28 protein-coding genes and 1 pseudogene are annotated in these 25,586 nt (G+C 58.8%); all 29 read right to left on the reverse strand.

What is annotated here, in order from left to right:
* Positions 1–68: 68 nt before the first annotated feature.
* Positions 69–1,019, reverse strand: a complete 951-nt coding sequence (locus BLW11_RS23670) for a fimbrial protein (RefSeq protein WP_082136264.1) — start codon at positions 1,017–1,019, stop codon at positions 69–71.
* 43 nt (positions 1,020–1,062) lie between these two features.
* Positions 1,063–1,611 carry a fimbrial protein gene (locus BLW11_RS19685; protein WP_048360772.1) on the reverse strand — a complete coding sequence of 183 codons (549 nt, stop codon included), beginning with the start codon at positions 1,609–1,611 and terminating at the stop codon, positions 1,063–1,065.
* Positions 1,612–1,623: 12 nt separating this feature from the next.
* The gene (locus BLW11_RS19690; protein ID WP_048360771.1) at positions 1,624–2,103 is read right to left on the reverse strand and encodes a fimbrial protein; all 480 of its coding nucleotides are present in this window, start codon (positions 2,101–2,103) and stop codon (positions 1,624–1,626) included.
* 13 nt (positions 2,104–2,116) lie between these two features.
* On the reverse strand, positions 2,117–2,611 hold the full coding sequence (locus tag BLW11_RS19695) for a fimbrial protein (RefSeq protein WP_048360770.1): 495 nt from the start codon (positions 2,609–2,611) through the stop codon (positions 2,117–2,119).
* A gap of 10 nt (positions 2,612–2,621) precedes the next feature.
* Complete coding sequence (locus tag BLW11_RS19700) at positions 2,622–3,179, reverse strand: fimbrial protein (protein ID WP_241486146.1); 558 nt, start codon at positions 3,177–3,179, stop codon at positions 2,622–2,624.
* 22 nt (positions 3,180–3,201) lie between these two features.
* Positions 3,202–3,962, reverse strand: a pseudogene (locus tag BLW11_RS19705) (fimbria/pilus periplasmic chaperone).
* Positions 3,959–6,529, reverse strand: coding sequence for an outer membrane usher protein (locus tag BLW11_RS19710; RefSeq protein ID WP_074836881.1), 2,571 nt, complete (start codon positions 6,527–6,529; stop codon positions 3,959–3,961). Before BLW11_RS19710 ends, BLW11_RS19705 begins: the two are co-directional and overlap by 4 nt.
* Complete coding sequence (locus BLW11_RS19715; RefSeq protein WP_241486145.1) at positions 6,530–7,054, reverse strand: fimbrial protein; 525 nt, start codon at positions 7,052–7,054, stop codon at positions 6,530–6,532.
* A gap of 103 nt (positions 7,055–7,157) precedes the next feature.
* Positions 7,158–7,688, reverse strand: a complete 531-nt coding sequence (locus BLW11_RS19720; protein ID WP_048361062.1) for a fimbrial protein — start codon at positions 7,686–7,688, stop codon at positions 7,158–7,160.
* A 413-nt stretch (positions 7,689–8,101) separates the two neighbouring features.
* Complete coding sequence (gene flhB / locus BLW11_RS19725; RefSeq protein ID WP_048360768.1) at positions 8,102–9,238, reverse strand: flagellar biosynthesis protein FlhB; 1,137 nt, start codon at positions 9,236–9,238, stop codon at positions 8,102–8,104.
* 12 nt (positions 9,239–9,250) lie between these two features.
* Positions 9,251–10,033, reverse strand: a complete 783-nt coding sequence (gene fliR, locus BLW11_RS19730; RefSeq protein WP_048360767.1) for a flagellar biosynthetic protein FliR — start codon at positions 10,031–10,033, stop codon at positions 9,251–9,253.
* Positions 10,034–10,303, reverse strand: a complete 270-nt coding sequence (gene fliQ / locus BLW11_RS19735) for a flagellar biosynthesis protein FliQ (RefSeq protein ID WP_048360766.1) — start codon at positions 10,301–10,303, stop codon at positions 10,034–10,036.
* Positions 10,304–10,306: 3 nt separating this feature from the next.
* On the reverse strand, positions 10,307–11,050 hold the full coding sequence (fliP, locus tag BLW11_RS19740; protein ID WP_048360765.1) for a flagellar type III secretion system pore protein FliP: 744 nt from the start codon (positions 11,048–11,050) through the stop codon (positions 10,307–10,309).
* Positions 11,050–11,490, reverse strand: coding sequence for a flagellar biosynthetic protein FliO (gene fliO, locus BLW11_RS19745; RefSeq protein WP_048360764.1), 441 nt, complete (start codon positions 11,488–11,490; stop codon positions 11,050–11,052). Before fliO ends, fliP begins: the two co-directional genes overlap by 1 nt.
* Positions 11,491–11,955: a flagellar motor switch protein FliN gene (fliN, locus tag BLW11_RS19750; protein ID WP_048360763.1), complete on the reverse strand. Its 465-nt coding sequence runs from the start codon at positions 11,953–11,955 to the stop codon at positions 11,491–11,493. It abuts the gene before it with no gap.
* 47 nt (positions 11,956–12,002) lie between these two features.
* A complete protein-coding gene (fliM, locus tag BLW11_RS19755; protein ID WP_048360762.1) occupies positions 12,003–12,971 on the reverse strand; it encodes a flagellar motor switch protein FliM in 969 nt (322 codons plus the stop codon).
* 9 nt (positions 12,972–12,980) lie between these two features.
* Positions 12,981–13,472: a flagellar basal body-associated protein FliL gene (fliL, locus tag BLW11_RS19760; protein WP_048360761.1), complete on the reverse strand. Its 492-nt coding sequence runs from the start codon at positions 13,470–13,472 to the stop codon at positions 12,981–12,983.
* A gap of 131 nt (positions 13,473–13,603) precedes the next feature.
* Positions 13,604–14,782 carry a flagellar hook-length control protein FliK gene (locus tag BLW11_RS19765; protein WP_048360760.1) on the reverse strand — a complete coding sequence of 393 codons (1,179 nt, stop codon included), beginning with the start codon at positions 14,780–14,782 and terminating at the stop codon, positions 13,604–13,606.
* A gap of 77 nt (positions 14,783–14,859) precedes the next feature.
* Complete coding sequence (locus BLW11_RS19770; RefSeq protein WP_048360759.1) at positions 14,860–15,222, reverse strand: Hpt domain-containing protein; 363 nt, start codon at positions 15,220–15,222, stop codon at positions 14,860–14,862.
* 30 nt (positions 15,223–15,252) lie between these two features.
* Positions 15,253–16,584 carry an ATP-binding SpoIIE family protein phosphatase gene (locus tag BLW11_RS19775; protein ID WP_048360758.1) on the reverse strand — a complete coding sequence of 444 codons (1,332 nt, stop codon included), beginning with the start codon at positions 16,582–16,584 and terminating at the stop codon, positions 15,253–15,255.
* An 8-nt stretch (positions 16,585–16,592) separates the two neighbouring features.
* Complete coding sequence (locus tag BLW11_RS19780) at positions 16,593–16,898, reverse strand: STAS domain-containing protein (RefSeq protein WP_048360757.1); 306 nt, start codon at positions 16,896–16,898, stop codon at positions 16,593–16,595.
* Between the two features lie 95 nt (positions 16,899–16,993).
* Complete coding sequence (fliJ, locus tag BLW11_RS19785; protein ID WP_048360756.1) at positions 16,994–17,446, reverse strand: flagellar export protein FliJ; 453 nt, start codon at positions 17,444–17,446, stop codon at positions 16,994–16,996.
* Between the two features lie 6 nt (positions 17,447–17,452).
* On the reverse strand, positions 17,453–18,811 hold the full coding sequence (gene fliI / locus BLW11_RS19790; protein WP_048360755.1) for a flagellar protein export ATPase FliI: 1,359 nt from the start codon (positions 18,809–18,811) through the stop codon (positions 17,453–17,455).
* Positions 18,801–19,559, reverse strand: a complete 759-nt coding sequence (gene fliH / locus BLW11_RS19795) for a flagellar assembly protein FliH (protein ID WP_048360754.1) — start codon at positions 19,557–19,559, stop codon at positions 18,801–18,803. The genes fliI and fliH overlap by 11 nt, the downstream gene beginning before the upstream one ends.
* A complete protein-coding gene (gene fliG / locus BLW11_RS19800) occupies positions 19,560–20,582 on the reverse strand; it encodes a flagellar motor switch protein FliG (RefSeq protein ID WP_048361061.1) in 1,023 nt (340 codons plus the stop codon).
* Positions 20,575–22,353, reverse strand: coding sequence for a flagellar basal-body MS-ring/collar protein FliF (gene fliF / locus BLW11_RS19805; protein WP_048360753.1), 1,779 nt, complete (start codon positions 22,351–22,353; stop codon positions 20,575–20,577). Before fliF ends, fliG begins: the two co-directional genes overlap by 8 nt.
* 15 nt (positions 22,354–22,368) lie before the next feature.
* Positions 22,369–22,701: a flagellar hook-basal body complex protein FliE gene (gene fliE / locus BLW11_RS19810; protein WP_016781577.1), complete on the reverse strand. Its 333-nt coding sequence runs from the start codon at positions 22,699–22,701 to the stop codon at positions 22,369–22,371.
* A gap of 232 nt (positions 22,702–22,933) precedes the next feature.
* Positions 22,934–24,319, reverse strand: coding sequence for a sigma-54-dependent transcriptional regulator (locus tag BLW11_RS19815; protein ID WP_048361060.1), 1,386 nt, complete (start codon positions 24,317–24,319; stop codon positions 22,934–22,936).
* Positions 24,320–24,324: 5 nt separating this feature from the next.
* Entirely contained in the window at positions 24,325–25,440 is a 1,116-nt protein-coding gene (locus tag BLW11_RS19820) for a sensor histidine kinase (RefSeq protein ID WP_048360752.1), read from the reverse strand.
* Positions 25,441–25,586: the final 146 nt, after the last annotated feature.

The following is a 25,586-nucleotide window of genomic DNA, read 5'->3' on the forward strand; positions in this document are numbered from 1 at the left end:
CTGTGCAAGAAACCTTCCAACTTTGATCATTGACCGCCCAAACAACACCTGGGCGGGGTCAGTCAGCATCAGGGCACGCTCATGACCAGCGTGGCACTGCCTGTAAATGGCCCTGCGGCAGGCAAGCTGCCGGGTTTGCGGATAAGTGCAAAGGTAACACTGTCCCTTCCCGAGCTATTGGTGATAGCCCCTCTAAACGAACCTCCAGGAGGTACTACCACAAACGTACTGGTGCGATACACGACAGTAGAGAGATCGGGGTTACTCATGGCAAGGCCACTTGAGTTGAACGAAGAGGTCGCGCCCTTCAACGTAATATCGATGGGTGAAGAAATACCCGCATCAGGGCAAGAATATCTGAGCACGAACGTTTTGCTGTTGGGCGCAGAAGTTGGACTTTCTCCGACCGCAAGGGAGTCCACCGAACCGAAGTCCACATCAATGGGCGCATTATTATTGATCGTGCAGGTTGACGGGTTTAAGTTGAGCGAATTGCTCGCATACACATTCAAAAACGTCGAGAAGTGCTTGACTAACGATGAGCCAACGTAAGTACGCACCCTTAAATTAACGGTAGCGATAAGCGCCCCTGACGAGATCTTAATGTATTGGCCTGGTGCTCTTACAATGTTGAGATAGGGCCGCCCCAGCACACTCATCAAAGGCTCATTTCTCTGTATGGAGAGAAGAATACCTGCCCTGACAGGTGTCGGATAATAAGTACCCGTCACATCCAAACCACCCTCAGGAAAATAACCGGGTTGCGAATACAGCACTACCGCATTGGGATCAGTCAATATTTGTTCGGACGGGTTAACAGGCGATGGCAACCCATGCCTGCATTCAAGCGTGTAACCATCCAGAAAAACCTTTCCGGCGGCAAGGTTCGGCACGAGATCAACATAAGCATTAAACCCTTTCACCTGAGGATCTACCCAGGCACCGCCATTCAATCGACACTCCGTTGCACTGACGGTTTGCATCAGCAGTAAAAAAAGCAGGCCAGTCAGATATCTCACATACACTCCTCAATATAAAACAGCACTACAAAGCATTACTTTTTCAAGGGTAGCCCAACGTAAAGGTCGAAACAGCCGCAAAGTACCCGGGCACTATTGTTTTATTGATAATTGCTTGTGGCTCCCCCTTTAAAAACACCTGAAATGCAATTACATTGGCGCCATTACTTAATGCCTGCCTGTCACTGACCACATTTAACGGCAACGGTGTGCCCGCGAGTGTCTCCAACCCGATCGCCACTCCTTTTTCAATGCTGCCGCCCAGCGCCAGCAAGCCTGGCAGTTTGATGCTCTCGGTGCCACTGAAGGTGGTCGTCACAGAGTTACTGATACTTGTGTCGCAATCTTCAAGGTGGATCTGGAAAGTCTTGCCGATCGTACGGGTATAACGATAAAGCTCTGCGCTAGTGACCACCCCAAGATCAATCGCCAACGTCTCGTCGCCAGCCTTGATCTTGCAGGCTGCTGCAACCAATGCCCCCTTGAGCGTCAGGTTGCTCGCCGCCACCCCATCATCTGGCCATATCAAGGACACACCCAGCAGCGCGATCACTACAGGTTGCCAGCGCTTGCTTATGCTCTCGGCTCGCATGGGATGCACTCCTCACTCGTAAAAAGCCAGCAGTACTGCTGTGGCCGTAAAATCGCCTTCAGGCAGCGTGGAGCCTGACCTCTTGACCGGCACCACCTCCAGCACCGGTGGACTTGACAGGCTAATCGAATGCTTTGTGTTAAGCACAAATGGCAAGTTATTTCGCAGTACCTTGATGCCAAGATCAGGGACACTGGACTGCACGGCGGACGAGTCGAAACTCGTTGCCGTACCCGTCACCATCAAGTTCAGCCCCCACGGCAGAGTGCTGGCAGTGCAAGTAATGGTGTAATTCAACCCTTTGCGGCTCTTGACCCCATCAACACTCTTTACACTTATATCCCCAAAGTCGACAGCAATGGTGGCACCACTGTTTATGGTGCAGGGCGGCGGTTCTACCAAGGTGCCACTGAACGTCAGGTTGGCCATTGCGTTACCGCCAAAGCCAAGGGTGCACACTGCAAAAAGTGCAAATCGTTGCTTGAGTCTCATCAATATTTTCCTCTTATCGCAGTGCAACCACTAATGTAGCCGAGGCAGAAAATGTCCCGCCCGCGAGGGTGCTGCCGGTTTTTTTAACCAGCACCGCCTTCACATCAGGCAAGTTGGGGTAGGTGAAATTCACGGTGGTATTGAGGGGCCAGGCAACTCCCCCCACCAAAAGCCTGATGCCGAGATTGCTTTTGCTGGTACCCAAGGCCGAACTGTCAAACCCGGCGCCGGTTCCGGTTAATTTCAGGCTCATGAAATTGGTTGGCTGCGGCCCGCATGTCACGGTGTAAAGCACTGATTTGCTGTAGTTGACGCCGTTGATATGGGTGGTCAGAAGGCCGGTTCCAAAAGGCACATTCAACGTGCCCCCTGCGTTGACGACGCAAGGTGGAGGCATAAGGACGACCCCCTTGATGCTCACACTGACGTCCCCCAATGCAACCTGACAGCAAATCGACAACAGGCCGCCCAAGGCGCTTAGTGCGAGCCAATGCTTTGACATACTCATCGCTCCACCCTCATTCATAGACAAGCCGGAAATCAACGGCCGCCCGAAAGGCGCCACGGCTCAGCGCTGCTGAAGTGCGCACCGGCCGCACATGCCAGGTCAGGGTGTCGCTGCCATGTTGCAGGAACAAAGGCTCACCTCGACTGCCCAGGCCTGCGTCCCGCCCAAGGGCATCGGTCAGAAGCAGACCCATCCCGGTAATACCCTGCACTTTGACCAGACGTGGATCATCAGCATCGGCTGGTGCCACAAAGGCAACCGACACCACAGGCTGATAGGCACTCCACACCAGGTTGCCCGTGCGCTCACTCTGAATGCTGCCCGAAGCGCGCCGGCAATCGACAAAGCGCAATTGAAAAGCAACCGGCGTTGCTTGATCGCCGGGGCGCAGCAACTGACTGCCAGACACACTTCCCAGGTCTACATCCTGATAGGCCGAAGTCATGTCCAGGACGCAGGGAGAGTTATGCAATGAGCCCGAAACATCCAGGACGCCACTCATGCCATCGACCGCTCCGGCCCAAGCCTGTTGGGCACTCAACACCAGTAACAGGCAACTCAGGGCCATGACCGTGCAAGACCGCAGTCCGCTACTCATTGACCGAGGACGCAGCCACGTCCACCTTGCAGAGGTTGGCATCACAACTGAAAACCAGTGTCGGGCGACCGCCGTAATCATTCACATAGGTCAGTCTGGGTTTGGTGCCGAGCGCAGCAACACTCCCCCCAGCATCAACGAGTCTTTTGGCGACAGCATGAGGGGCTCGAAGTCCGGGGCGGTTTCCGCGTCTTTACTTCGACGGGCATCGACCAGCGTGACGTAGTACGGGGTGGGGTTGTTTACCTGGTAGCGTTCACCCACGCGGGTGAGGGTCAGTTCTTGCTGCCAGGGGGCAGACCGCTCCTGCCGACCCTGAACTAACGTGGCAGGGCGGTAAAACAATTTGATCCGGGTCTGCAGGGCAATTTGCAGGCTGTTGGCCTTGTCACTGCGCGGCGGGATCTCCCGCAGATTAAAGTAATACACCGTCTCCCTGTCCTGCGGGAGTGCCTTGATGGCCGGTAATGCCTGGACTTTTACCTGGCTTTGCTTACCTGGTTCCAGACGCTGGACGGGTGGGAGCACGATCAACGGGGACGTGATTTTGTTGCCCTGTTCATCTTCTATCCAGCCCTGGGCCAGATAAGGCAACTGTGTGTTGTTGTTGGTGATGTTCATGCTGACGGCTTCTTTGCTGCCATCAAACACGACTCGGGTGCGGTCAAGGCCAATGGCTGCATTGGCGTTGTTGATCAGGCAAATGGCCACAAGGGCGGGAACCGAGATTGCAAAGCTGAATGTCTTGATCATGAAGGTGTTATCTCTGTATTAGGAAGCCGGATCCGCGATGCAGATGCAGCGTTATCAGGTATTACCATCTGGCAGGGCAGATCCAGGGCACTGGCCAACCCGTCGACCGGTAAATTGGCAGGCACTACCAGCGTGCAACGCTCTGCACCACCCCAAGAGACAACCATCTTCTCCCCGGGCCGAATGCCGCTTAGATAGACACTGCCACCGTCATTGACGATGCCGGTTTCCTGCTGTTTTTCATTCTTCACCGTTCCACCGAACGGCGGCACGCTGCCATCGGACAGGCGCAGCAAGACCATGGCCTTATGGCCGGCAATCACATCCAGCGTGCGATAGCCAATGGCACCGTCAGTCAAGGTCAATTGGGTCACGGACTGAGTTGCCTCGACATTGGCCGGCAGACTTTCAAGGTCAACACTGGCCGCTGTGCGCAAGTAACTGTTGACGTCAGCGATCACTGCCTTGCCAAAGGCATTGCTGCGAGTTGGGCGGCCATAACCCCGGACCGGCACTCTCGGAACACCACTGGTATCGATCATCAGTCGAGTGCCGCCCGTTCCTGCGCTGCGATGCGCCGCCCCACCGTACGGTGTGAGTGTGGCGCCGCCTCGCGCAGACATGCCAAGGCTGGTGTGGTTGTTTTCCTGCAGACTGGCACTCAGAGACAGATCAGCATGATCGGCGGCATGACTCAGATAACCACCGACGGAGGTGTTACTTACAGCCAACTGATAGTTGCTACGCTCATCCAGCTGATCGTTGAAACGCGCCGAATACGTGTTTTTATTCTGCGAGCTGTTGGCGCTGGTGGTTAAAGTGCCGGATCTACCAAGGGGCATGGTGAGCGAAAGAAACATCCCGGTATTATTACTTTGCGTACCCGTGCGCTGGTTTCGTTCCTGATTTCGAAACATGCTCAATGAAGCATTCATGTTCTTGACCGACCCCATATTGAAAAAACGAGCCAGCGACAGGTTCCAGCGCTGGCTGTTCGGGCGATCCCAAAAAGACTGATCGGTGTAGGTCAAGTAAGCGGAGAGTCCAACATCGCGAAAATGCTTGTTGAATGTCGCTGTATAGAGAGACTTGCTGCCCCCCAGCTGCCCGCCGTAGCGACGCGCATTCAGGTACTCACTCATGCTCAAGTAGTTTTTCTCGGAAAACCGGTATCCTGCGAAGGTGACTTGACTGTCGTACTCTTCGAAGTTTTTCGAGTAGCTCAAACGGTAGGAGTTGCCGGATAATGTGTCGTCCTGCAGGGTGGTGGTGGCCCGCGAAACATCGAATGCAAGGGCACCAAAAGCCAGCAGATCGCGCCCTACACCGAGCGATAGCGCCGTGTAGTTGTTGTCGCTGATACCCCCGCCATAAATTGACCAACCGTTACTCACCCCCCAGGAAAACTCGCCTGCGCCAAAGAGGCTGCCCTGCCCTCCATCATGAAGGCCGGATGGCCGACCGCTGGCCAGTTTGTAGCGCACGGTACCGGGCCGTGTCAGGTAGGGAATGCTGGACGACTCGACCCTGAACGAATTGACACTGCCGTCTTGCTCTTCCACCCGGACATCCAGACTGCCGCTGACCGCATCATTGAGATCCTGAATGCGATAGGGCCCGGCCGCGACCAATGTTTCATACAGCACCCGACCCTGCTGGCTGATAGTGACCTTCGCATTGGTTTTGGCAACACCGACGACCTCTGGCGCATAGCCTCGCAAGTTCGGAGGCAACTGGCTGTCATCGGAGTTGAGTGCGGCACCGGTAAAACGAAAGCTGTCGAACAGATCCGAATACAGATAGTTCTGCCCCAGCGTCAGACGTGACTGAATTGAAGGTAGAGCGCGATAAGCATAAAACCGGCTCCACTCCAGGCTTTTACCGCGATTAGTAGCTTCATCCTCAACACGACCTTGCCAGTCAGCGCGCAACCGCCAAGGGCCGGCGTTAGCACCGAACGTACCATTACCGGTCAGGCCGGTCCGGCTGGCAGTGTTTCTCTGATTGATTGATTGCCCCGTAAGGTTGTAATCGACCAGCAGGCCGGGAACACCTTCGTCCCAGCGGGAAGGCGGATCCCAATTCTGGGCGCTGTACTCCAGATAGGCTTGCGGCAGAGAAATGTAGAGCGTGGATGTACTCAGGTCACCGTTAACCTCCATCCCCGCAAGGCTGCGAATATCCAGACACTCTCCATCTTTCCACCAGGCGAGTTGAGTGACCTTATTGCTCTTCAAGCCCAGCTGGTCGACCAGACTGGCTGACAAACAGGCCTGACTGCCTTTCGGATCATCGTCCGGAGGATAAAAGGCAATGTGCTGTTCGGGGAGTACGAGCGTGTTGATCTGCACCTGCATCGGGTAGATACCCGGCAAGATAAAGCCGCTGCGCGAGAACTGCGACAGGTCAATATTGGTGCGGTCGTTCAGGTCGAGGATATCGGTATTGAACTGGATGTCTTCAGCCGCCGACACTTCGCAGGCAATCGACATCACACTGCTCAAAACACAGGTACGCAGAATGGTCGTGGCATTTGAAGAGCCCTGTAATGCAAATACCCCGTACATTCAAAAATACTCCAGCCTGAATCGCAAAGCTGTGCGATGAGATCCAGCAACCATGGGGCGACCATTGCCCACCAGCTGCAAGGTGTATTGCAGCTCTTGATCATTCCCGCTCAGAGAGATGAGTGGCATGGGGACTCCAGGTATACTTTCCAGCCCTTTCGAGTCGGTAATGCGCAAGGCCAAACCGCTTGCAGCACCCAAAACCGCAAAGTCACGCCCGTTACTGTCAGCCACCCCGTCGAAGGTCACCCGCAGATGCTGCCAGTCGGGCAAGTTGGCACCGGGACGAGCAGGGTCGGGGCGTGTTAACGAACATTTGACCAAACGCAATTTAAACGCACGAGGCTCACTCACTCGCTGACGGATAAGACTGCCCATCGACAAAAGATTCATATCAATAACTTGATAGGCACTGCTCGCATCCAGTGCACATGCAGAATCAAGTACTTCTCCGAGCATCGTTACACGGCCATTTCCTTGATACTCTTGCGCAACAGATATCGTACTTAAAGAACCAATCAACATACTGAAACAACCCGTCATGATGAGCTTCGCGAGTGCACCCACAATAGACCCCGCCTGCATTTACCCTGCCACTGAACTAACAGCAGCAGGGAAAACGGCTTGATTACAAGTAAGCCAAGGAGAAGTTGGTCACCGCAGCGAACCGGCCAGGTGTAATATCGCCTGTCGCTTTACCTTTCAGATAGGCATTAAATACCAAGGTATTATCACCCGCCTGAAGAAGTTGCACTTGGGTTGGAGCCCCCAGTGTTATCGCTGTGCCGGAGCCATCGACCAACATGATGCCTGCGCCCTTGGCATCTCCGGCAATACCCAATGCCCCGGACACGTCTGCCGATGCGGCACCCGTAAAGGTGGCCGACACGGTTTTATCAGCAAGACCCGTAATGGAACACCCGGTCAGCTCGATGCTGATTTCCTTGGAGCGACTTGAACCACCCAAAGCCAACTGCGACTTGGCAATTTCACCCAGTTGAATCGTCTGATCACTATCACCAGGTTTAATGGAGCAGGCAGCCTCCAGAATCTCGCCCTCAAATGCAATTGTTCCTGACCCCGCTCCCGTCGCATGAACTCCCGATACAGAAGCAGCCAGCAACATAAATGAAAGGACAGTTTTCGAAATAGCGCTCATCACAATTCTCCCGTGCAAACAGATTAAACCCATCGCCATTGAAATGGGCTCCTGCATTTATTTAACCAATGCAAAGCCAGGCTTCATCCCAGCTATCACATTTTGCCCTGTAAAAAGAGCAGCGGAGAAATTAGCAGTTATCTATTGGGAAATATGCAGGAAATTCATTAACAATCCGCCGGACACTTACTTAACGAGCGCGAGATTATGTTGAGCGACACAGAAGAACATTTAAATAAATATGTAGGAACTTACCGATCACCACTACAGAACTTCAACCGCAAACAAATTAAGCTATAACTATTATTCAATAGCAAGATACATCAATACAACAGTCTTATTGTTATATCTTTTATTCAATACTGTTTTCAATACAGCTTTTAAGAATAATCAAAAAAACATAACTCCGACCGTCACTCATCACGCCTTAAATCCGGAGGAATCGGCAGGTCCTTGAGCGGGTCCGGCCGCTTGCCCTGGCCCGCCTGGTGCTGGCGGATCTGGTACACATAGGCCAGTACCTGAGCCACCGCCAGGTACAACCCCGCCGGGATTTCCTGCTCCAGCTCCGTGGAGTGGTAGATCGAACGGGCCAGCGCCGGCGACTCAAGTAACAGGATGTTGTGCTTCTCACCAATTTCGCGAATCTTGAGCGCCAGAAAGTCGCTGCCCTTGGCCAGCAGCATCGGCGCCCCGCCGTTCTCAGGGTCGTACTTGAGCGCCACCGCGTAGTGCGTCGGGTTGGTGATGATCACGTCAGCATCCGGGATCGCTGCCATCATCCGCCGCTGGGACATGTCGCGCTGCAACTGGCGAATCCGCTGTTTGACCTCGGGCCGCCCTTCTTGATCCTTGTGCTCGTCGCGCACTTCCTGCTTGGTCATCAGCAATTTCTGATGGCTTTCCCACAACTGCACCGGCACGTCCACAGCCGCGATCAGGATTAGCCCGCAGGCCATCCACAAGGCACTCCACGCCACTACTTGCAGGCTGTGAATCACTGCCAGTTCCAGCGGTTCATGGGCGATTCGCAGCAGGTCATCGATGTCTGACTTCAATACCAGCAAAGCCACGATCAGGATGATGAAAAACTTGGCCAGCGCTTTGAGCAGTTCGATCAGGGCCTTGGCCGAGAACATGCGCTTGATCCCCGCGGCGGGGTTCATGCGGCTGAATTTGGGGGCCAGGCTGCCAGCAGCAAAGAGCCAGCCGCCCAGGGAGATCGGACCGACCAGGGCAGCAATCAGCAAGGTAATCAGCACCGGCTGCAGGGCCAGCAGCGCGATCTTGCCCGAGTGCAGCAGGAAGATGCCCATGGAGTCGGGGTTGAGCAGCACGTCGCGGCTCAGGCTGAAGTTGTAGCGCATCAACTCCATCAAGTCCTGGGCCAGCGCACCGCCAAAAATCAGCAGGCCCGCAGAACCCGCCAGCATGATGGCCAAGGTATTCAGTTCTTTAGAGCGTGCGATTTCACCCTTTTCTCTGGAGTCCTTTTTTCGTTTCTCCGTGGGGTCTTCTGTTTTATCGGCGCCGCTTTCGCTTTCGGCCATAGTAGGGTCCGCCTATTTCGCCTGCGCCAGTTCACGTAAAAACTGCAGGGCCTCAGAGGCCAGCGGTTGATACTGATTGAGAATGTCCGCCATGCCGATCCACAGGATCACCATGCCCAGTACCAGGGTCAGCGGGAAACCGATGGCGAAGATGTTCAGTTGCGGCGCGGCCCGGGTCATCACGCCAAAGGCGATGTTGACCACCAGCAGCGCAGTAATGGCCGGCAGCACCAGCAACAGCGCGGCGCCCAGCACCCAGCCCAGCTTGTTGGCAATTTCCCAGTAGTGGTTGGTCAGCAACCCGCCACCCACCGGCAAGGTGGTGAAGCTCTCGGTGAGCACCTCAAACACCACCAGATGGCCGTTCATCGACAAGAACAGCAAGGTCACCAACATGGTGAAGAACTGCCCGATCACCGCCACGTTGACCCCGTTGGCCGGGTCGACCATGGACGCAAAGCCCATGCCCATCTGGATCGCGACGATCTGCCCGGCCACCACGAACGCCTGGAAAAACAGCTGCAGCGAAAACCCCAGCAGCGCACCGATGATGATTTGCTCGGCAATCAGCATCAGGCCGCTCAAGTCCAGCGGGTTAACGGTGGGCAACGGCGGCAGGCTGGGCATGATCGCCAGGGTGATCGCCAGCGACAGGAACAACTTGATGCGCTTGGGCACCAGAGTCGTGCCGATGATCGGCATGGTGGTCAACAGCGCGCCCACCCGGAACAACGGCAGCATGAAGCTGGCGACCCAGGTACTGATCTGCGCGTCTGTCAGAGCGAGCAGCGACATTTAGCCGATCAACTGCGGAATGCTGCCGTACAACTGCAGGATGTATTCCATAAAAGTCTGCACCAGCCACGGCCCCGCCACGATCAGGGTAACCAGCATCACCAGCAAACGCGGAAGGAAGCTCAGGGTTTGTTCATTGATCTGGGTCGCGGCCTGGAACATCGCCACCAGCAACCCCACCAGCAAACTGGGGATCACCAGCACCGCGACCATAACCGTGGTCAGCCACAACGCACTGCGAAACAGGTCAACCGCAACTTCTGGGGTCATGGCTCACACTCCGCCGAAACTGCTGGCCAGCGTGCCGATAATCAGCGCCCAGCCATCCACCAGCACAAACAACATGATTTTGAACGGCAGCGAGATGATCAGCGGCGACAGCATCATCATGCCCATGGCCATCAGGACACTGGCGACTACCAGGTCGATGATCAAAAACGGGATGAAGATCATGAAGCCGATCTGGAACGCGGTTTTAAGCTCCGAGGTGACAAACGCCGGGACCAGAATGGTCAGAGGCGCGGCATCCGGGGTGGCGATGTCGGTGCGCTTGGACAGGCGCATAAACAGCTCAAGGTCGCTGCTGCGGGTTTGCGCCAGCATAAAGTCCTTGATCGGCACTTCGGCCTTGAGAATCGCGTCCTGGGCCGAGAGCTTCTCCGCAAGGTAGGGCTGCAAGGCGTCCTGGTTCACCCGGTCGAACACCGGCGCCATGATGAACATAGTTAGAAACAACGCCATCCCCGTCAGGATCTGGTTGGACGGGGTCTGCTGCAAACCCAGGGCCTGACGCAGGATCGAGAACACAATGATGATCCGCGTAAAGCTGGTCATCAGCATGACGAACGCCGGAATAAAGCTCAGCGCGGTCATGATCAGCAAAATTTGCAGGCTGACCGAATATTCCTGCTGGCCGTTAGCCCCGGTACCCAGCGTGATGGCCGGGATCGACAGCGGGTCAGCCCCTAACGCCAATGGCGCGACCAGCGCCAACAACAGCGCGACAACTAAACGCATTACGGCTTGTCCTTTTGCTGACCCAGTATTTCCATCAGCCGCTTGGCAAATTCAGGGGTTGCCGGCTGTGAAGTACCTGGCACTTGCACCGGTTCCTTGAGCACGTGCAGCGGGGTGATACGGCCCGGTGTAAGGCCGAGCAGGATCTGCTCGTTGCCGACCTGCACCAGCACCAGCCGATCACGCGCGCCCAAGGCCCGGGAGCTGATCAGTTCGATCACCTGCCCCTGGCGCGGCCCGGTCTGTTGCACTCGGCGCAGCAGCCAGGCCAGGGCAAAAATCAGCCCCAGCACCAGCAGCAAGCCCAGCACCAGCTGCGTCAATTGCCCGCCGATGCTGCTGCCGACAACGGGCGCAGCAACCGTCGTGGCGCTGGCCAACGGCTCAGCCGCCAGCACGGTGACGGGGAACGCGAGTAAACCGCCGAGAACCCGCTTCACTTAGCGCAGCTTCTTGATGCGTTCGCTTGGGCTGATCACGTCAGTCAGGCGGATGCCGAACTTTTCGTTGACCACCACCACTTCGCCGTGAGCGATCAGGGTGCCGTTTACCAGCACGTCCAGCGGTTCTCCGGCCAGGCGGTCAAGCTCGATCACCGAACCCTGGTTGAGTTGCAGCAGGTTACGGATGTTGATGTCGGTGCTGCCCACTTCCATGGAAATCGACACCGGAATATCCAGAATCACGTCCAGATTGGGACCATCGAGCGTGACCGGCTGGTTATTGCGCGCAACGCTGCCGAACTCTTCCATCGCCAGACGGTTGGAGGTCGGTTTGGTCGCCGCATCGGCAGCCAGCAACGCGTCGATATCTGCCTGGCCAACATCGCCGGTTTCTTCCAGCGCGGCGGCCCATTCATCAGCCAGCGCCTGGTCTGCAGCAGTTGTATCGTGTTCGTTAGCCATGGGGTGTCCTCGGCGGGCAATCAATCATTGGATTCGTGTGGAGCGGCTTAACGCCGACCGATGGGTTCAACAACCTGCAAGGCCAGATTGCCCTTGTGGGAGCCCAGCTTGACCTTGAACGAGGGCACGCCATTGGCGCGCATCACCAATTCGTCTTCCAGCTCGATCGGGATCACGTCACCGGGTTGCATGTGCAAGATGTCCCGCAGGCGCAATTGGCGACGGGCCACCGTGGCACTGATCGGCACGCTGACGTCGAGCACGTCTTCGCGCAGGGCCTTGCTCCAGCGCTCGTCCTGATCGTCGAGGTCGGACTGGAAACCGGCGTCGAGCATTTCGCGCACCGGCTCGATCATCGAGTACGGCATGGTCACGTGCAGGTCGCCGCCACCGCCGTCGAGTTCGATGTGAAAGGTGGACACCACAACGGCTTCGCTGGGGCCTACGATGTTGGCCATGGCCGGGTTCACTTCCGAGTTGATGTACTCGAAGTTGACTTCCATGATCGCCTGCCAGGCTTCCTTCAAGTCGATGAAGGCCTGCTCCAGCACCATGCGCACCACCCGCAACTCAGTGGGGGTGAATTCACGGCCTTCGATCTTGGCGTGGCGGCCGTCGCCGCCAAAGAAGTTGTCCACCAGCTTGAACACCAGCTTGGCGTCGAGGATAAACAGCGCCGTACCGCGCAAAGGCTTGATCTTGACCAGGTTGAGGCTGGTGGGCACGTACAGTGAGTGCACGTACTCGCCGAACTTCATCACTTGCACCCCGCCCACGGCCACGTCTGCCGAACGGCGCAGCAGGTTGAACATGCTGATGCGGGTATAACGGGCGAAACGTTCGTTGATCATCTCCAGGGTCGGCATGCGCCCCCGGACAATGCGGTCCTGACTGGTCAGGTCGTAGCTTTTGACACTGCCGGGCTCGGCAGCTGTTTCGGCCTGTACCAGACCGTCATCCACGCCATGCAACAGCGCGTCGATCTCATCCTGGGACAGCAGGTCTTGCACGGCCATGTCGTGATCCTACTGCAATACAAAGTTAGTAAAGAGCACCTGATCGATAACCACTTTGCCGAGTTCTTTTTGCGCAACTTCCTGCACGCTGGCAGTGGCTTTCTGGCGCAGTATTTCCTGACCCACCGGAGTGGCCAGGTCGTCGAAAACCTGCCCGGAGAACAGCATCACCAGGTTGTTGCGGATCACCGGCATATGCACTTTAAGCGCCTTGAGATCCTCGGGATTGCGCGCCTGCAAGGTCATGGTCACTTGCATGTAACGCTGGCGGCCGTTGGCGCTGTAATTGACCACAAAGGCCGGAGCCATGGGCTCATAAATCGCAGGCAGTTTGACGCTGGCATCCACCTCGGGCACAGGCTCGCTCTTGGGGCTGTGCATGAAATACCAGGTGGCGCCCACGGACAGGCCAATCGCCAGCAGCACAGCCACGACGATCAGGATAATCAGCTTGAGTTTGCCTTTAGTGGCCGGTTCATTTACCGCGTCGTTCGTCGCCATGCCAATAATCCGTCACTATTTGGTTTTCACAGGTGCCGGGGTAGGCACAGCAAGTGTTATGCCAGAAACGGATGTAGTTGCTGAGGAGCGTAGCTCGTCAGCGGCTACACGGGGTTGGTGGGCTGGGGGTTTTACGCGTAGTAATCCACTGCACTGGAGCCCAGTACTATGCTTGGCGCAACGGCCACTTCTATCGGTTCTTCATCGATGACGCTGCCCAATCGCTGACCATCGCCACCACTGCGGGCCTGTTGCTCCTGACCCTGCTGCCCCTGCCAGTTGCGCGGCTGGTCTGACACGTTGACGTCAACCTGCCCCATGCCCTGCTGGGCCATCATTTCGCGCAAACGGTGCATCTGGCTGTCCAGCGCCTCGCGAACACCGGCATGGCCACTGACAAAATTGACTTGCGCCGACTGGTCGGCAGCAATGTTGACACGAATATCCAGACGCCCCAGCTCCGCCGGTTCCAGCTTGATATCAGCCGATTTGAGGTTGGCACTGGAGAGGTACATCACGCGGTTGACCACTTCCTCAGACCAGCCGCTTTGATGCATGGCCAGCGGCTGATTGACCGGCAGCGCATTCACGGCCTTCGGCACCGCCGCCTGGGTAAGGGCTGCCAGACGATTGGCAAAGTCATCGACCCGGGTATCGCTGGCGGCATTCTTCAGGTCTTTGAGGCCGTCATCGACCAACCCTTTGAACGCTTTCTCACCGCCTTCACCGGGGGTGGAGGCATCGGTTTCCCCATCCACCAGCATGGCGATCCCGCCAGCCTGCCCCTGGGCCGTGGTAGGCGCGGTTTCGCCGGATACGTTCTTGACGGGAGTCTGGCTGGAAGGGGAAACATGCCCGCCCTGCTCCATCGCCAGGCGCACGGCAGGCATCGCGTCCAGCGGGTCCGCTTCAGGGTCGAAGGTGTCGTCGGCCACCGGTGGCAGCGGAGTTTGAACTGCCAGTTGCGCCACTTGCACCTCAGGGGGCACGGGCACCGCTTCAGGTGCAACCTCAACAACCGGGACCGGGGGTGGCGTGACGGGTTGCAGGGCAAGCGGGTCGGCGACTGCCACCTCGTCGCCCGGCTTGCCAGCACTGTCATCCTGATCGGTGCTGGCTGCGTCACTGGCCTTGCCGCCAGGCAAGGAGTTGCCGCTATCGGCAACGGCAGGCGCCGGGTCTGACGCCTTTGCATATACCTGTGAAAAGGGCTGTGTCACGGGTCTGACAGGCTGCGCAGCGCTTCCAGCCGCAGCTTTGGGCGCAGCAGCGGCAGGTGTCTGAAGCAGTGATTGGGCGGCAAGAGGCATTAACAGGTCTCCGCTGTACGGCTGGCATAGGTACAGGTCAGAGAGTCAGAGCAAGGTTCGGGCCAGCTTTGGGGAAATCAGCCGGCCGCAAAATGGGGTGGTGCATAACGCTGGCGCTCGGCGCGATAAAGTCGCCGTACCATTTGGTATTCATCGTCGATCTTGATCACCAGCTCCTGGATGCCGGCCAGTTGTTTTTTTTGCGCCCGCTCTTCAAGCAGCCCGCACAGATGCGCCAAACGAATGGCGCCCATGTTGCTGCTGCTGCCTTTGAAGCTGTGGGCGACCAGTGTCAGGTCACCGGCTTCGCGCGTGCTGTGCAATTGGCCAATACGCTCTTCGGAATCGGAGAGGAAGGTGTCCAGCAGGTCTGCAAAACCGCCTTCCATCACGTCACGTAATGCACTGACCACTTTCGGATCCATATGAATCTCAGACACTTGTTCACTCCTTGATCAAGAATGGGCGGATTATGCCAGAGCCTCCCATGAAAACTCTACGGTCGCACTGCGACCATCCGGTGCCCAGTGCGCTGCAGGGCAGAGCTGGCGTACCAAACTCACCCCGCGCCCCGACAAACGGTCTAAATCAAGCGGTCTGGCCATGAGCCTGGCAACATCAAAGCCCTGGCCGCTGTCTTCAACCCGGATAACCAGACGACCACCCGCCCCTACCGGCTCGACCTGCACCGATATCCGCACAAACCCGCTTTGCAGCGAGACCAGGCGTTCATTGCGCTGCTGGTAGTAATGCGCAAACCCTTCAACATCCCGCTTGAGGCGCGAATCGAGCCCCAGCACCCCATGCTCCAGGGCGTTGGCGTAAAGCTCAGACAGCACCGCATGAATCACCGCCCCTTGCGCACGCAGCCCGTGAACTTCCATCAGCAATTGCAGCACGTAAGGCAGTGGATTGAACTGTTGCAGGGTTGGCGCCCGAAATTCAAAGCTGGCCGACCAGTCCAGCGGGCTGCATTGACCGCTGTCGGAATAGGTCACCGCAGGCACGCCCAAAAACGCAGGCAACTGCGAAGTGATCTGCACCATGCTCACATCATCGCGGGCCTGGCCCTGGAAATCGCGCAGGGCCTGCTCGATCTCGGCGATCAACTGCTGCGGCTGACAATTGGCATCCAGCACCCGCTCCAGACGCTCGACCCCGAACAGTTGCTCGTCCGGGCCGCAGGTATCGAGCACGCCGTCGGTCAATAACAGCAGTTGGTCACCGGGCAGCATCGGCAACACTCGGGTGCAATGGTCGAACTTCTCCGCCCGCAATACCCCCAATGGCAAGTGTTGCGAGGTCAATGCCGTGCGCTGGCCGCCAGCCTGCAAGTAACCATCGGGCATCCCGCCATTCCAGACCTCGACGCACCGCCGCTGCGCGCTGACACACAGCAAGGTGGCGCAGCAGAACATGTCGACGGGCAGGATACGTTTGAGCTTGGCGTTCATTTCCCGAAGCATTTCAGCCAGGCCATAGCCCTTGGCCGTCATGCTGTAGAACACTTCCGCCAGCGGCATGGCGCCAATGGCCGCCGGCAAACCGTGGCCGGTGAAGTCGGCGAGCAGCAAGTGGGTGTCCCCGGTCGGCGTGTAGGCTGCCAGCAACAAGTCACCGTTGAACAAGGCATACGGCGATTGAAGGTAGCGGATATTGGGCGCACTCAGGCAGCCCGAATGCGCTACCCGATCAAATACCGCCTTGGCCACCCGCTGTTCATTGAGCAGGTAGTCGTTGTGCCGGGCAATCAGGTCTCGCTGCTGCAAGACCGTTTGCTGCAGACGCTGCAGGCGCTCCATGGGGCTGCTCAATTGATATCGAACAACTTGTCGAAGTTGGAAATGCCGAGAATCTTGCGTACGTCCGGGTTGCTGTTGACCACCCGGATATCGGAGTCATCACCGCCCGAGTGTTCTCGCAACAGCAACAGCATGCCCAGCGCCGAGCTGTCGAGGTAGGTCGCCTCTTTCAAATCCACCACTACGCACGCGGGCGCAGGGCTGAGTTCTTCGTAAGCGTCGCGAAATTCCTGATGCTTGGCAAAGTCGAACCGACCCTTGATTGCGATCGTCAGCTTGCTGCCATCTGCCGAAACTTCCGATGTCACTGCCATGGGGTTGCTCCCGAGGTTGTCCCAGCAACTATAGACGCTTCTGTAAGCTGCGCCGCAGGCCAATACCCGTAGCAGCTGCCGAAGGGCGTGCGCGATCAGTAGACTTCTTTGCGCGGCAACCGCTGGGCCAGCTCGTCCATCAGCTTTTGCTCGCGCTTGTCTTCAAGCTGGCGGGCTTCGTCGGCGTAGCGCTGCACCAGTTTGCGCAGCCCTTCAACCCGGGCATAGGCCGTTTGCCAGGTCTCCCGGGCCTTGTCGAGGTTGTTTTGATGCCACACCAGGCTTTGGCGCTGCTGGCCAACGGCGGTTTCCAGCTGGCCGAGGAAGTATTGATAGTTGCGCAGCCATTGGCCCGACACGCCCTGGCTGCCGCGATCAACCCACTGCGCCTGGTACTCGCCACGAAAGTTTTCCAGATCCCCCAGCTTGCTGTTCGCGAGGTTGACCTGCCCTTGAAAGTGCCCCAATCGCTGAGCTGCAGCCTTCTCGGTCTTTTCGGCCATGTCGACCACCGGCGCCAGGCGCGCCGCTCTTGAATCACCGGCCATGGCCGATTAACCCCCCGCAGCAGGCGCGAAAATCGAGCCCAGGTGGCCGCCACTCTCGGCCAGGCTGATATTGTCGTTCAGGCCCTGGCGCAAGTACGCCTGCATGGCCGGTTGCAGGGCAATGGCGGTGTCGGTTTCGCGGTCGCCGCCCGGCACGTAGGCACCCACACTGATCAGGTCCCGCGCTTGCTGGAAGCGCGACCACAGCTGCTTGAACTGCTGCGCCCGGCGCATGTGCTCTTCCGTCACCACCGACGGCATCACGCGGCTGATGGAGGCTTCGATGTCGATGGCCGGGTAATGCCCTTCTTCGGCCAGACGCCGGGACAACACGATATGGCCATCGAGCACGCCCCGCGCCGAGTCGGCAATCGGGTCCTGCTGGTCATCGCCTTCGGACAAGACGGTATAGAACGCGGTAATCGAGCCGCCACCGGCTTCGGCATTACCCGCGCGCTCTACCAGCTTGGGCAATTTGGCGAACACCGAAGGCGGGTAACCCTTGGTCGCAGGCGGCTCGCCAATGGCCAGGGCGATTTCCCGCTGGGCCTGGGCGAATCGCGTCAGCGAGTCCATCAACAACAGGACGTTCTTGCCCTTGTCGCGAAAATATTCGGCAATCCGCGTGCAGTACATGGCCGCCCGCAAACGCATGAGCGGCGCGTCATCCGCAGGCGATGCCACCACCACCGAACGCTTGAGGCCTTCGGTGCCGAGGATATGCTCAATGAACTCCTTCACCTCGCGCCCCCGCTCGCCGATCAGGCCCACCACGATGATGTCGGCTTCGGTGAAACGGGTCATCATGCCCAGCAGCACACTCTTGCCCACGCCGGTACCAGCGAATAGACCCAGACGCTGACCGCGTCCGACCGTCAATAAACCGTTGATGCTGCGAATGCCCACGTCCAGCGGTACGCTGATGGGGTCGCGCTTGAGCGGGTTGATGGTGGGGCCGTCCATCGGCACCCAGTCTTCAGCCTTCATCGGACCCTTGCCGTCCAGGGCGCGCCCGGCGCCATCCAGCACCCGCCCGAGCATGCTCATGCCCATGGGCAAGCGGCCGTTATCGGCCAGGGGCACCACCCGGGCGCCCGGCGCGATCCCGGCGACGCTGCCCACGGGCATCAGGAAGATTTTGCCACCCGAGAACCCCATCACTTCGGCTTCGACTTCCACCGGGTGAAAGCTGTCGTCGTTAATCACCAGGCAGCGGCTGCCCATGGCGGCGCGCAGGCCTTCGGCTTCAAGGGTCAGGCCGACCATACGCAGCAGGCGACCTTCGACCACCGGCTGCACAGGCAAAGACACGGCCGGGGCATAGGTGCTCAGGCGCTTGGCAAAGCTGGTGCGCTTAAGGTGCATCGAGGTCGATGTCGATATCAGGCGCCGCCGGGTGCAGCGACTGCTCGTGAAGCTGGTCGAGCAACTGGTTCATGGCCTGTTTGATGCGGGTTTCGATGCTGGCATCGATGCGGCTGTGTTCGGTTTCAATACGGCAACCGCCGGGCTGCAGGGTGTCGTCTTCAAGAATCCGCCAGTGCTCGTCATGGCGTTCGCGCAGGGCTTTGATCTGGTCGAAGTCCTGCGGATTGATAAACAACCGAATGTTCTCGGCGCCCATCGGCAACAGTTTCAGGCCTTCACGCAGCACTTTCTCGATCTGTGTGGAATCGGTTTTCAGTTCGCGCTGGATCACTTGCCGGGTCATGTGTTCGACCAGGCCGACCATGGCTTTTTCCAGTTGCTGGTCCTGCTCGGCAAGCGGCGCCAGCAAGCTGCTCATCAAGCGTTCGAGGCTGTCGACCTTGGCGCTCAAGGCGATTTCAGCTTCCTGGCGAACCTTGAGCTGAGTGCTGTGAAAACCTTCTCTCTCACCCGTGGCGAAGCCTTCGTTCCAGGCTTCCTGACGAATGCTTTCGAGTTCTTCGAGGGTCAGTGGCTGGACTTCTTCCAGCGGCACTTCTTCGCTCTCCACCGGCAGTTCTTCGACCGGCTCGGGCTCGGGTTCTTCAGGTTCGCGCCACGGGTCAAAGCTGGGCAGCCCCCATACATCGAAGGCACCCACATCCTTGGCGCGGATCACATCACCGGGGGACTCGCCGCTGCTCACTTAAATCATCTCTTCGCCGCCCTTCCCGCCGAGAACAATGTCTCCGGCTTCGGCCATACGGCGGGCGATGGTGAGGATTTCCTTCTGCGCAGTTTCGACATCGCTGACGCGCACCGGGCCCTTGGCTTCCAGATCGTCGCGCAGCAATTCGGCGGCACGCTTGGACATGTTCTTGAAGATCTTTTCCTGGACGTTTTCGTCGGAGCCCTTGAGCGCCAGCACCAGCACGTCCGAAGACACTTCGCGCAGCAGCGCCTGAATGCCGCGGTCATCGACATCGGCCAGGTTGTTGAACACGAACATCAGGTCTTCGATCTGGCCGGACAGGTCTTCGTCGATGTCGCGGATCGAGTCCATCAACTGCGCTTCCATCGAACTGTCGAGGAAGTTCATGATATCGGCCGCCCGCTTGACGCCACCCAGTGAGGTGCGCGCCGCGTTGGAGTTGCCGGCGAACTGTTTTTCGAGGATCTGGTTCAGCTCTTTGAGCGCCGCCGGCTGCACGGTATTGAGCGACGAGACCCGCAGGATGATGTCAAGACGCGCCTTCTGATCGAAGTGGCCGAGCACTTCGCCGGCCTGATCCGGGTCCAGATAGGCAACGACGATGGCCTGGATTTGCGGGTGTTCGAAGCGGATCACGTCGGCCACGGCCCGCGGCTCCATCCACTTAAGGCTGTCGAGGCCGCTGGTGTTGCCACCCAGCAGAATGCGGTCGATCAGGCCGTTGGCCTTGTCTTCGCCCAGGGCCGAGGTGAGCATTTTGCGGATGTAGCTGTCGGAGCCAACGCCAAGGCTGGTCTGATCGCCGACGATCTCGACGAACTCGCTCATCACCTGCTCAACCTGCTCGCGGTGCACGTTGCGCATTTGTGCCATGGCCACGCCTACCCGCTGCACTTCCTTGGGCCCCATGTGCCGCAGCACCTGGGCCGCATCGGTTTCGCCGAGCGACAGCAGCAGGATCGCGGCCTTGTCGACGCGGCTGAGTTTGGCGTTAACGGCTGCTCGGTTGTCACTCATCGGCATTGATCCACTCTTTTACTACCTGGGCCACACGGCCCGGATCTTCTGCGACCAGACTCTTGATGGCGTTCAACTGAGCGTCATAGCCTTCGCTCGGGCTAGGCAACAGAATGCTTTGCGGGCCGCCAAGGCTGACGCGGTCGTTGGCCAGTTCGCCATCCATGCCACCCATGCCGTTCAACTCGGCATCGCTGCCAATACCGGCCACCTGCTTGCCGCGCCCGTTGCCGGTGATGTTGTTGAGCACCGGGCGCAACACGCCAAACACCAGCACCAGAATAAACAGCACGCCCAGCACTTGCTTGAGCACATCCCAGAACCAGGGCTGAGAGTAGAACGGGATGTCGGCAATGACTTCTGCACGCTCGGTGGAGAACGGCACGTTGATCACGCTGACGCTGTCGCCACGGCTGGCATCAAAGCCCACGGCGTCCTGCACCAGACGGGTAAAGCGCGCCAGTTGATCCGTGGTCCACGGCACCTGGGTGATCTCGCCGTTGACCGGGTTGACGTTGACCTTGTCGTCGATCACCACCGCCACCGACAGGCGATTGACCCGACCCTGCTGCTGTTTGGTGTGACTGATGGAGCGGTCCAGCTCGAAATTGCGGGTCGATTGCGAGCGTTTGTCCGTCGGATACGGCGCCAGCATCGGCTGACCGGTGCCCGGGTCCATGATTTGCTGGCCGTTGGCATCGAGCAAAGGCTGGCCCGGCTGGATGGTCCCGGAGGCTGCACCCTGCCCGGTTTGCTGTGGCGCGGACGCAGGGCTCGGCGGCTGGTTGCTCAATGCACCGGGCACGCCTTGGGGGCCGCTGCTGGCCGTGCGCTGCTCGTTGGTGGATTGCTCGCTGCGCAGGGCCGGTTGATCGGGGTTGAACTGCTCGGAGGTGGACTCCACCGCGCTGAAATCCACATCGGCCGACACTTCTGCCTTGTAGCGGTCATTGCCCAGCACCGGTTGCAGAATGTTGTGCACGCGCTGGGTCAGCATGCTTTCCATGCGCCGGCTGTAATCGAATTGCTTGCCGGCCATGGTCAGTTCGGAGTTTTGCGCCTGGTCCGAGAGCAGGTTGCCCTTTTGGTCGACGATGGTGATCTGTGACTTGTTCAGCTCCGGCACGCTGGTGGCTACCAGATTGATGATCGCCAGCACCTGGCCAGGCTCCAGCGAACGGCCGCCGTACAGTTCAACCAATACCGAGGCACTGGGCTTGCGCTCATCGCGCACGAACACCGAGCTTTTGGGGATTGCCAGATGCACCCGAGCACCCTTGACGTTGCTCAGGCTGGAGATGGTGCGGGCCAGTTCGCCTTCCAGGCCACGGCGATAGCGCGTGGCCTCCATGAACTGGCTGGTGCCCAGGCCCTGGTCTTTGTCGAGAATTTCGAAACCGATATTACTGTCGGTGGGGGTGACGCCTGCGGCGGCGAGTTTGAGGCGCGCGCGGGACACGTCATCGGCCTTGACCAGCAAGGCACCCGAGTTGGGCTCAACGCTGTAGGCAATGTCTGCAGCAGTCAGGGTTTCCATGACCTGCTTGGCATCCATACCGGCCAGGCTGCCGTACAGCGGCCGGTAATCGGGCTGCTGGGACCACAGCACCACGGCAAAGCCGATCGCCACGCTCGCCGCCAGACCGACCATAAGGCCGACCTGACGCAACATGGTCATATCGGCCAGGTTATCCAGAAACGAGAGACCAAACAGCGGTTTGCTGCCTGCGCCTGGGTTGGCCGGAGCATTATCCGGGAGTGCATCTGCCATGACTTGATATCGTCCTTAAACCGGCATCTGCATGATGTCCTGGTACGCCTGAACCAGTTTGTTACGCACTTGGGTCAACGCCTGAAAAGAGACACTGGCCTTCTGCGAAGCAATCATCACGTCTGTCAGATCGACACCGCTCTTGCCGATCTCGAACGCGTTCGACAGCTGGCTCGATGCCTGCTGCGTTTCGCTGACCTTGTTGATCGCGTTGCCGAGCATGTCGGAGAAACTGCTGGCACCCGCTTCAGGAGCGGCCTGCACAGCCGATTTCGGTTGCGCCATGGCGTCCATTTGCATGGCCCGCATGTCCAACATCAATCGATTAAATTCAATACCTTGGCTCATGGACTACTGCCTCCGACGACCCGCATTTTTTTGACACTTTCACAGCGCATACAGTGGTGTAGCAACAAGGGTGCCAGCTCTTTGTCGTTATAAAACAATTAACGTTACAAATCGTCGCAGGTAAAAAGTTACTCCACTCTGTGGGAGCGGGCCTGCTCGCGAAGGCATCACCTTGTGCACCTGGTAAACCGCATCGCGAGCAGGCTCGCGCCCACAGAAAAGGGGCACTCTGTCAGCCCGAAGCAAACAAGTAAGCCTCAACATCCATCCCCGCATCGCGCATCTGCGCCAGTTTGTAGCGCAGAGTGCGCGGGCTGATGCCCAGGCGCTCGGAGGCTTCCTTGCGCCGGCCACGCTCGGCACGCAAGGTATCGATGATCATCTGAAACTCGCGCCGACGCAGGTCATCGCCCAACCCGCCCATCGACTCCGCAACCTCGACCACCAACGGCTCAATACGCGCCAAAGGCGGCAACGGTGCGCAGGCCACGGGCCCGGCCAGGCAAAAATCTGCCGCTTCGATCATCCCGTGCTGATGCAAAATCAGCGCTCGCTGAATCGCGTTATCCAGCTCGCGCACATTGCCCGGCCACGGATACGCACTCAGGCACGCCTTGGCATCCGCCGAGAACCCCACCGCCGTGTGCTTCATCTTGCCGATGTGCTTGGCCAGCAACCGCTCGGCCAGCGGCAGAATGTCGGCGGTGCGCTCGCGCAACGGGCGCCAGGCCAGCGGAAAGACCGAAAGGCGGTAGTACAGATCTTCGCGGAAGCGCCCCGCCGCCACTTCGCCCGCCAGGTCGCGGTTGGTGGTGGCAACCACGCGGATATCCAGCACGATCGGCTTGCGCCCGCCCACCCGTTCGACTTCCCGCTCTTGCAGCACGCGCAGCAATTTCGCCTGCAGGCCCAAAGGCATCTCGGAAATCTCATCGAGCAGCAAGGTACCGCCATCGGCCTGCTCGAACTTGCCGGCCTGGGCCGCAATCGCGCCGGTGAACGAACCTTTTTCGTGACCGAACAGCGTGGCCTCGAGCATGTTATCGGGGATGGCCGCGCAGTTGATCGCCACAAACGGGTGATCCACCCGCCGGGAATGCTGGTGGATATAGCGCGCCAACACCTCTTTGCCGGTGCCAGACTCACCCGAGATCAATACCGTCGCATCACTGCGGGCCACCCGCGCCGCCAGCTCCAGCAACTGCGCACTTGCCGGCTCAACCGCCACCGGGCCTCGGGTATCCGCCGCCCCAAGACTGCCCAGGGCATGGCGGGCCACCAGATCGAGCAAGGCCTTGGGCTCAAACGGCTTGACCAGATAATCCACCGCCCCCTGACGCATCGCATCCACCGCACGCTCCACGGCGCCGTGGGCGGTCATGAGCAGCACCGGCAACTGAGGCTGACAGGTGCGCAGCCGGGCGAGCAGTTGATGACCATCCATGCCCGGCATGTTCACGTCACTGATTACCAGGCTGAACGACTCCACCATCACCGCCGCCAGGGCTTCTTCCCCCGAACTGACAGCCCGAAAGCCGTGACCTGCCAGCAACAAGGTATCGGCCAGGGCTTCGCGCAATGCGTGATCGTCTTCCACCAGCAGCACGTTGATTCGCATCACCATCAGTTTGCCTCCGCCACACCGGGAATCAGCGGCAAGCTGAGCAAGGCGCAGGTGCCACGCCCCAGCCGCGAACGTAATTGCAACTGGCCCTGATGGGCCCGCACCACTGCATTGACCACCGCCAACCCAAGGCCGGTGCCGGTGGCCTTGGTGGTGAAAAACGGTTCTCCCAGACGCGACAGCACCCGGGGCTCAATACCGCCGCCGCTGTCACTCACGCACAACCTCAGGTTGTTGTCACGACGGTAGAGATGGACTTTGAGCCGGGCCTGGGGCACACCGGTTTGCAGGGCGTTTTCAATCAGGTTGAGCACCGCACCGACCAGGGTGTCGCGGTTGCACAGCAACTGACCGGTATACGCGTCGCACTGCCAACGGACTGGCACGCCCTGAACATGGGTCTGGGCGGCGGCTTGCAGGGTTTGCATCAAGACTTTGGGGGTTACCCGGTCCGTCAGGGGCAGCTCACCCCGGGCAAACACCAGCATGTCGCGCACCTGATGCTCCAGTTCGTGCAAACGCTCTTTGAGGCGCCCGGCGAAACGCTGCTGGGTTTCAACCGGCAGCACTTGCTCGGTCAAATGGCTGGCGTAAATCAGGGCCGCCGAGAGCGGCGTACGAATCTGGTGGGCCAGGGAGGCGACCATGCGCCCCAATGACGACAAGCGCTCATGGCGGGCCAGTTGATCTTGCAGGCGCCGGGTTTCTGTCAGGTCGTTGAGCAGCACCAGTTGCCCCGGCTCCGCGTCCAGCGAACGCGTGGCAATCGACAGGCGTCGCCCGTCCTTCAGGGACACCTCGTGGCCATCGTCTTCACGGGGGGCAAAGCAGCGGGCAATCACATGGCGCCACAACTCGCCGACCAGAGGCAGGCCCAGCAACTCGCAGGCAGCAGGATTGGCTTCGTGCACCCGGCCGCGATCATCAATCACGATGACCCCGCCCGGCAGCAGGTCCAGGAGGTTTTGCAGCCGATTGGCCAGCCGTTCTTTTTCTGCTAGCTCCGCCATGCGCTGCGCGCTGACCACCGCCAGCTCGCCTTTGAGCTCAGAGACACGGGCTTCAAGCAGACTGTAGGGATCAGGAGCCGAGGATAATTGGGCGGCTTGCGACATGGGGGGGGGTACTCGCTTGGCTGACCGTCATAAAACGGTTCGTTAGACCAAGCGGTGCAATACCCGTGCCTGATAGGGGTGAATTATCGGGCTACATACAATGCACGCTTTGCAACTGTAGCCGCTGACGAGGAACGAAGGCTGCG

Origin of the sequence: Pseudomonas deceptionensis (assembly GCF_900106095.1) — a bacterium.
In the GTDB taxonomy this organism is placed as follows: Bacteria; Pseudomonadota; Gammaproteobacteria; order Pseudomonadales; family Pseudomonadaceae; genus Aquipseudomonas; species Aquipseudomonas deceptionensis.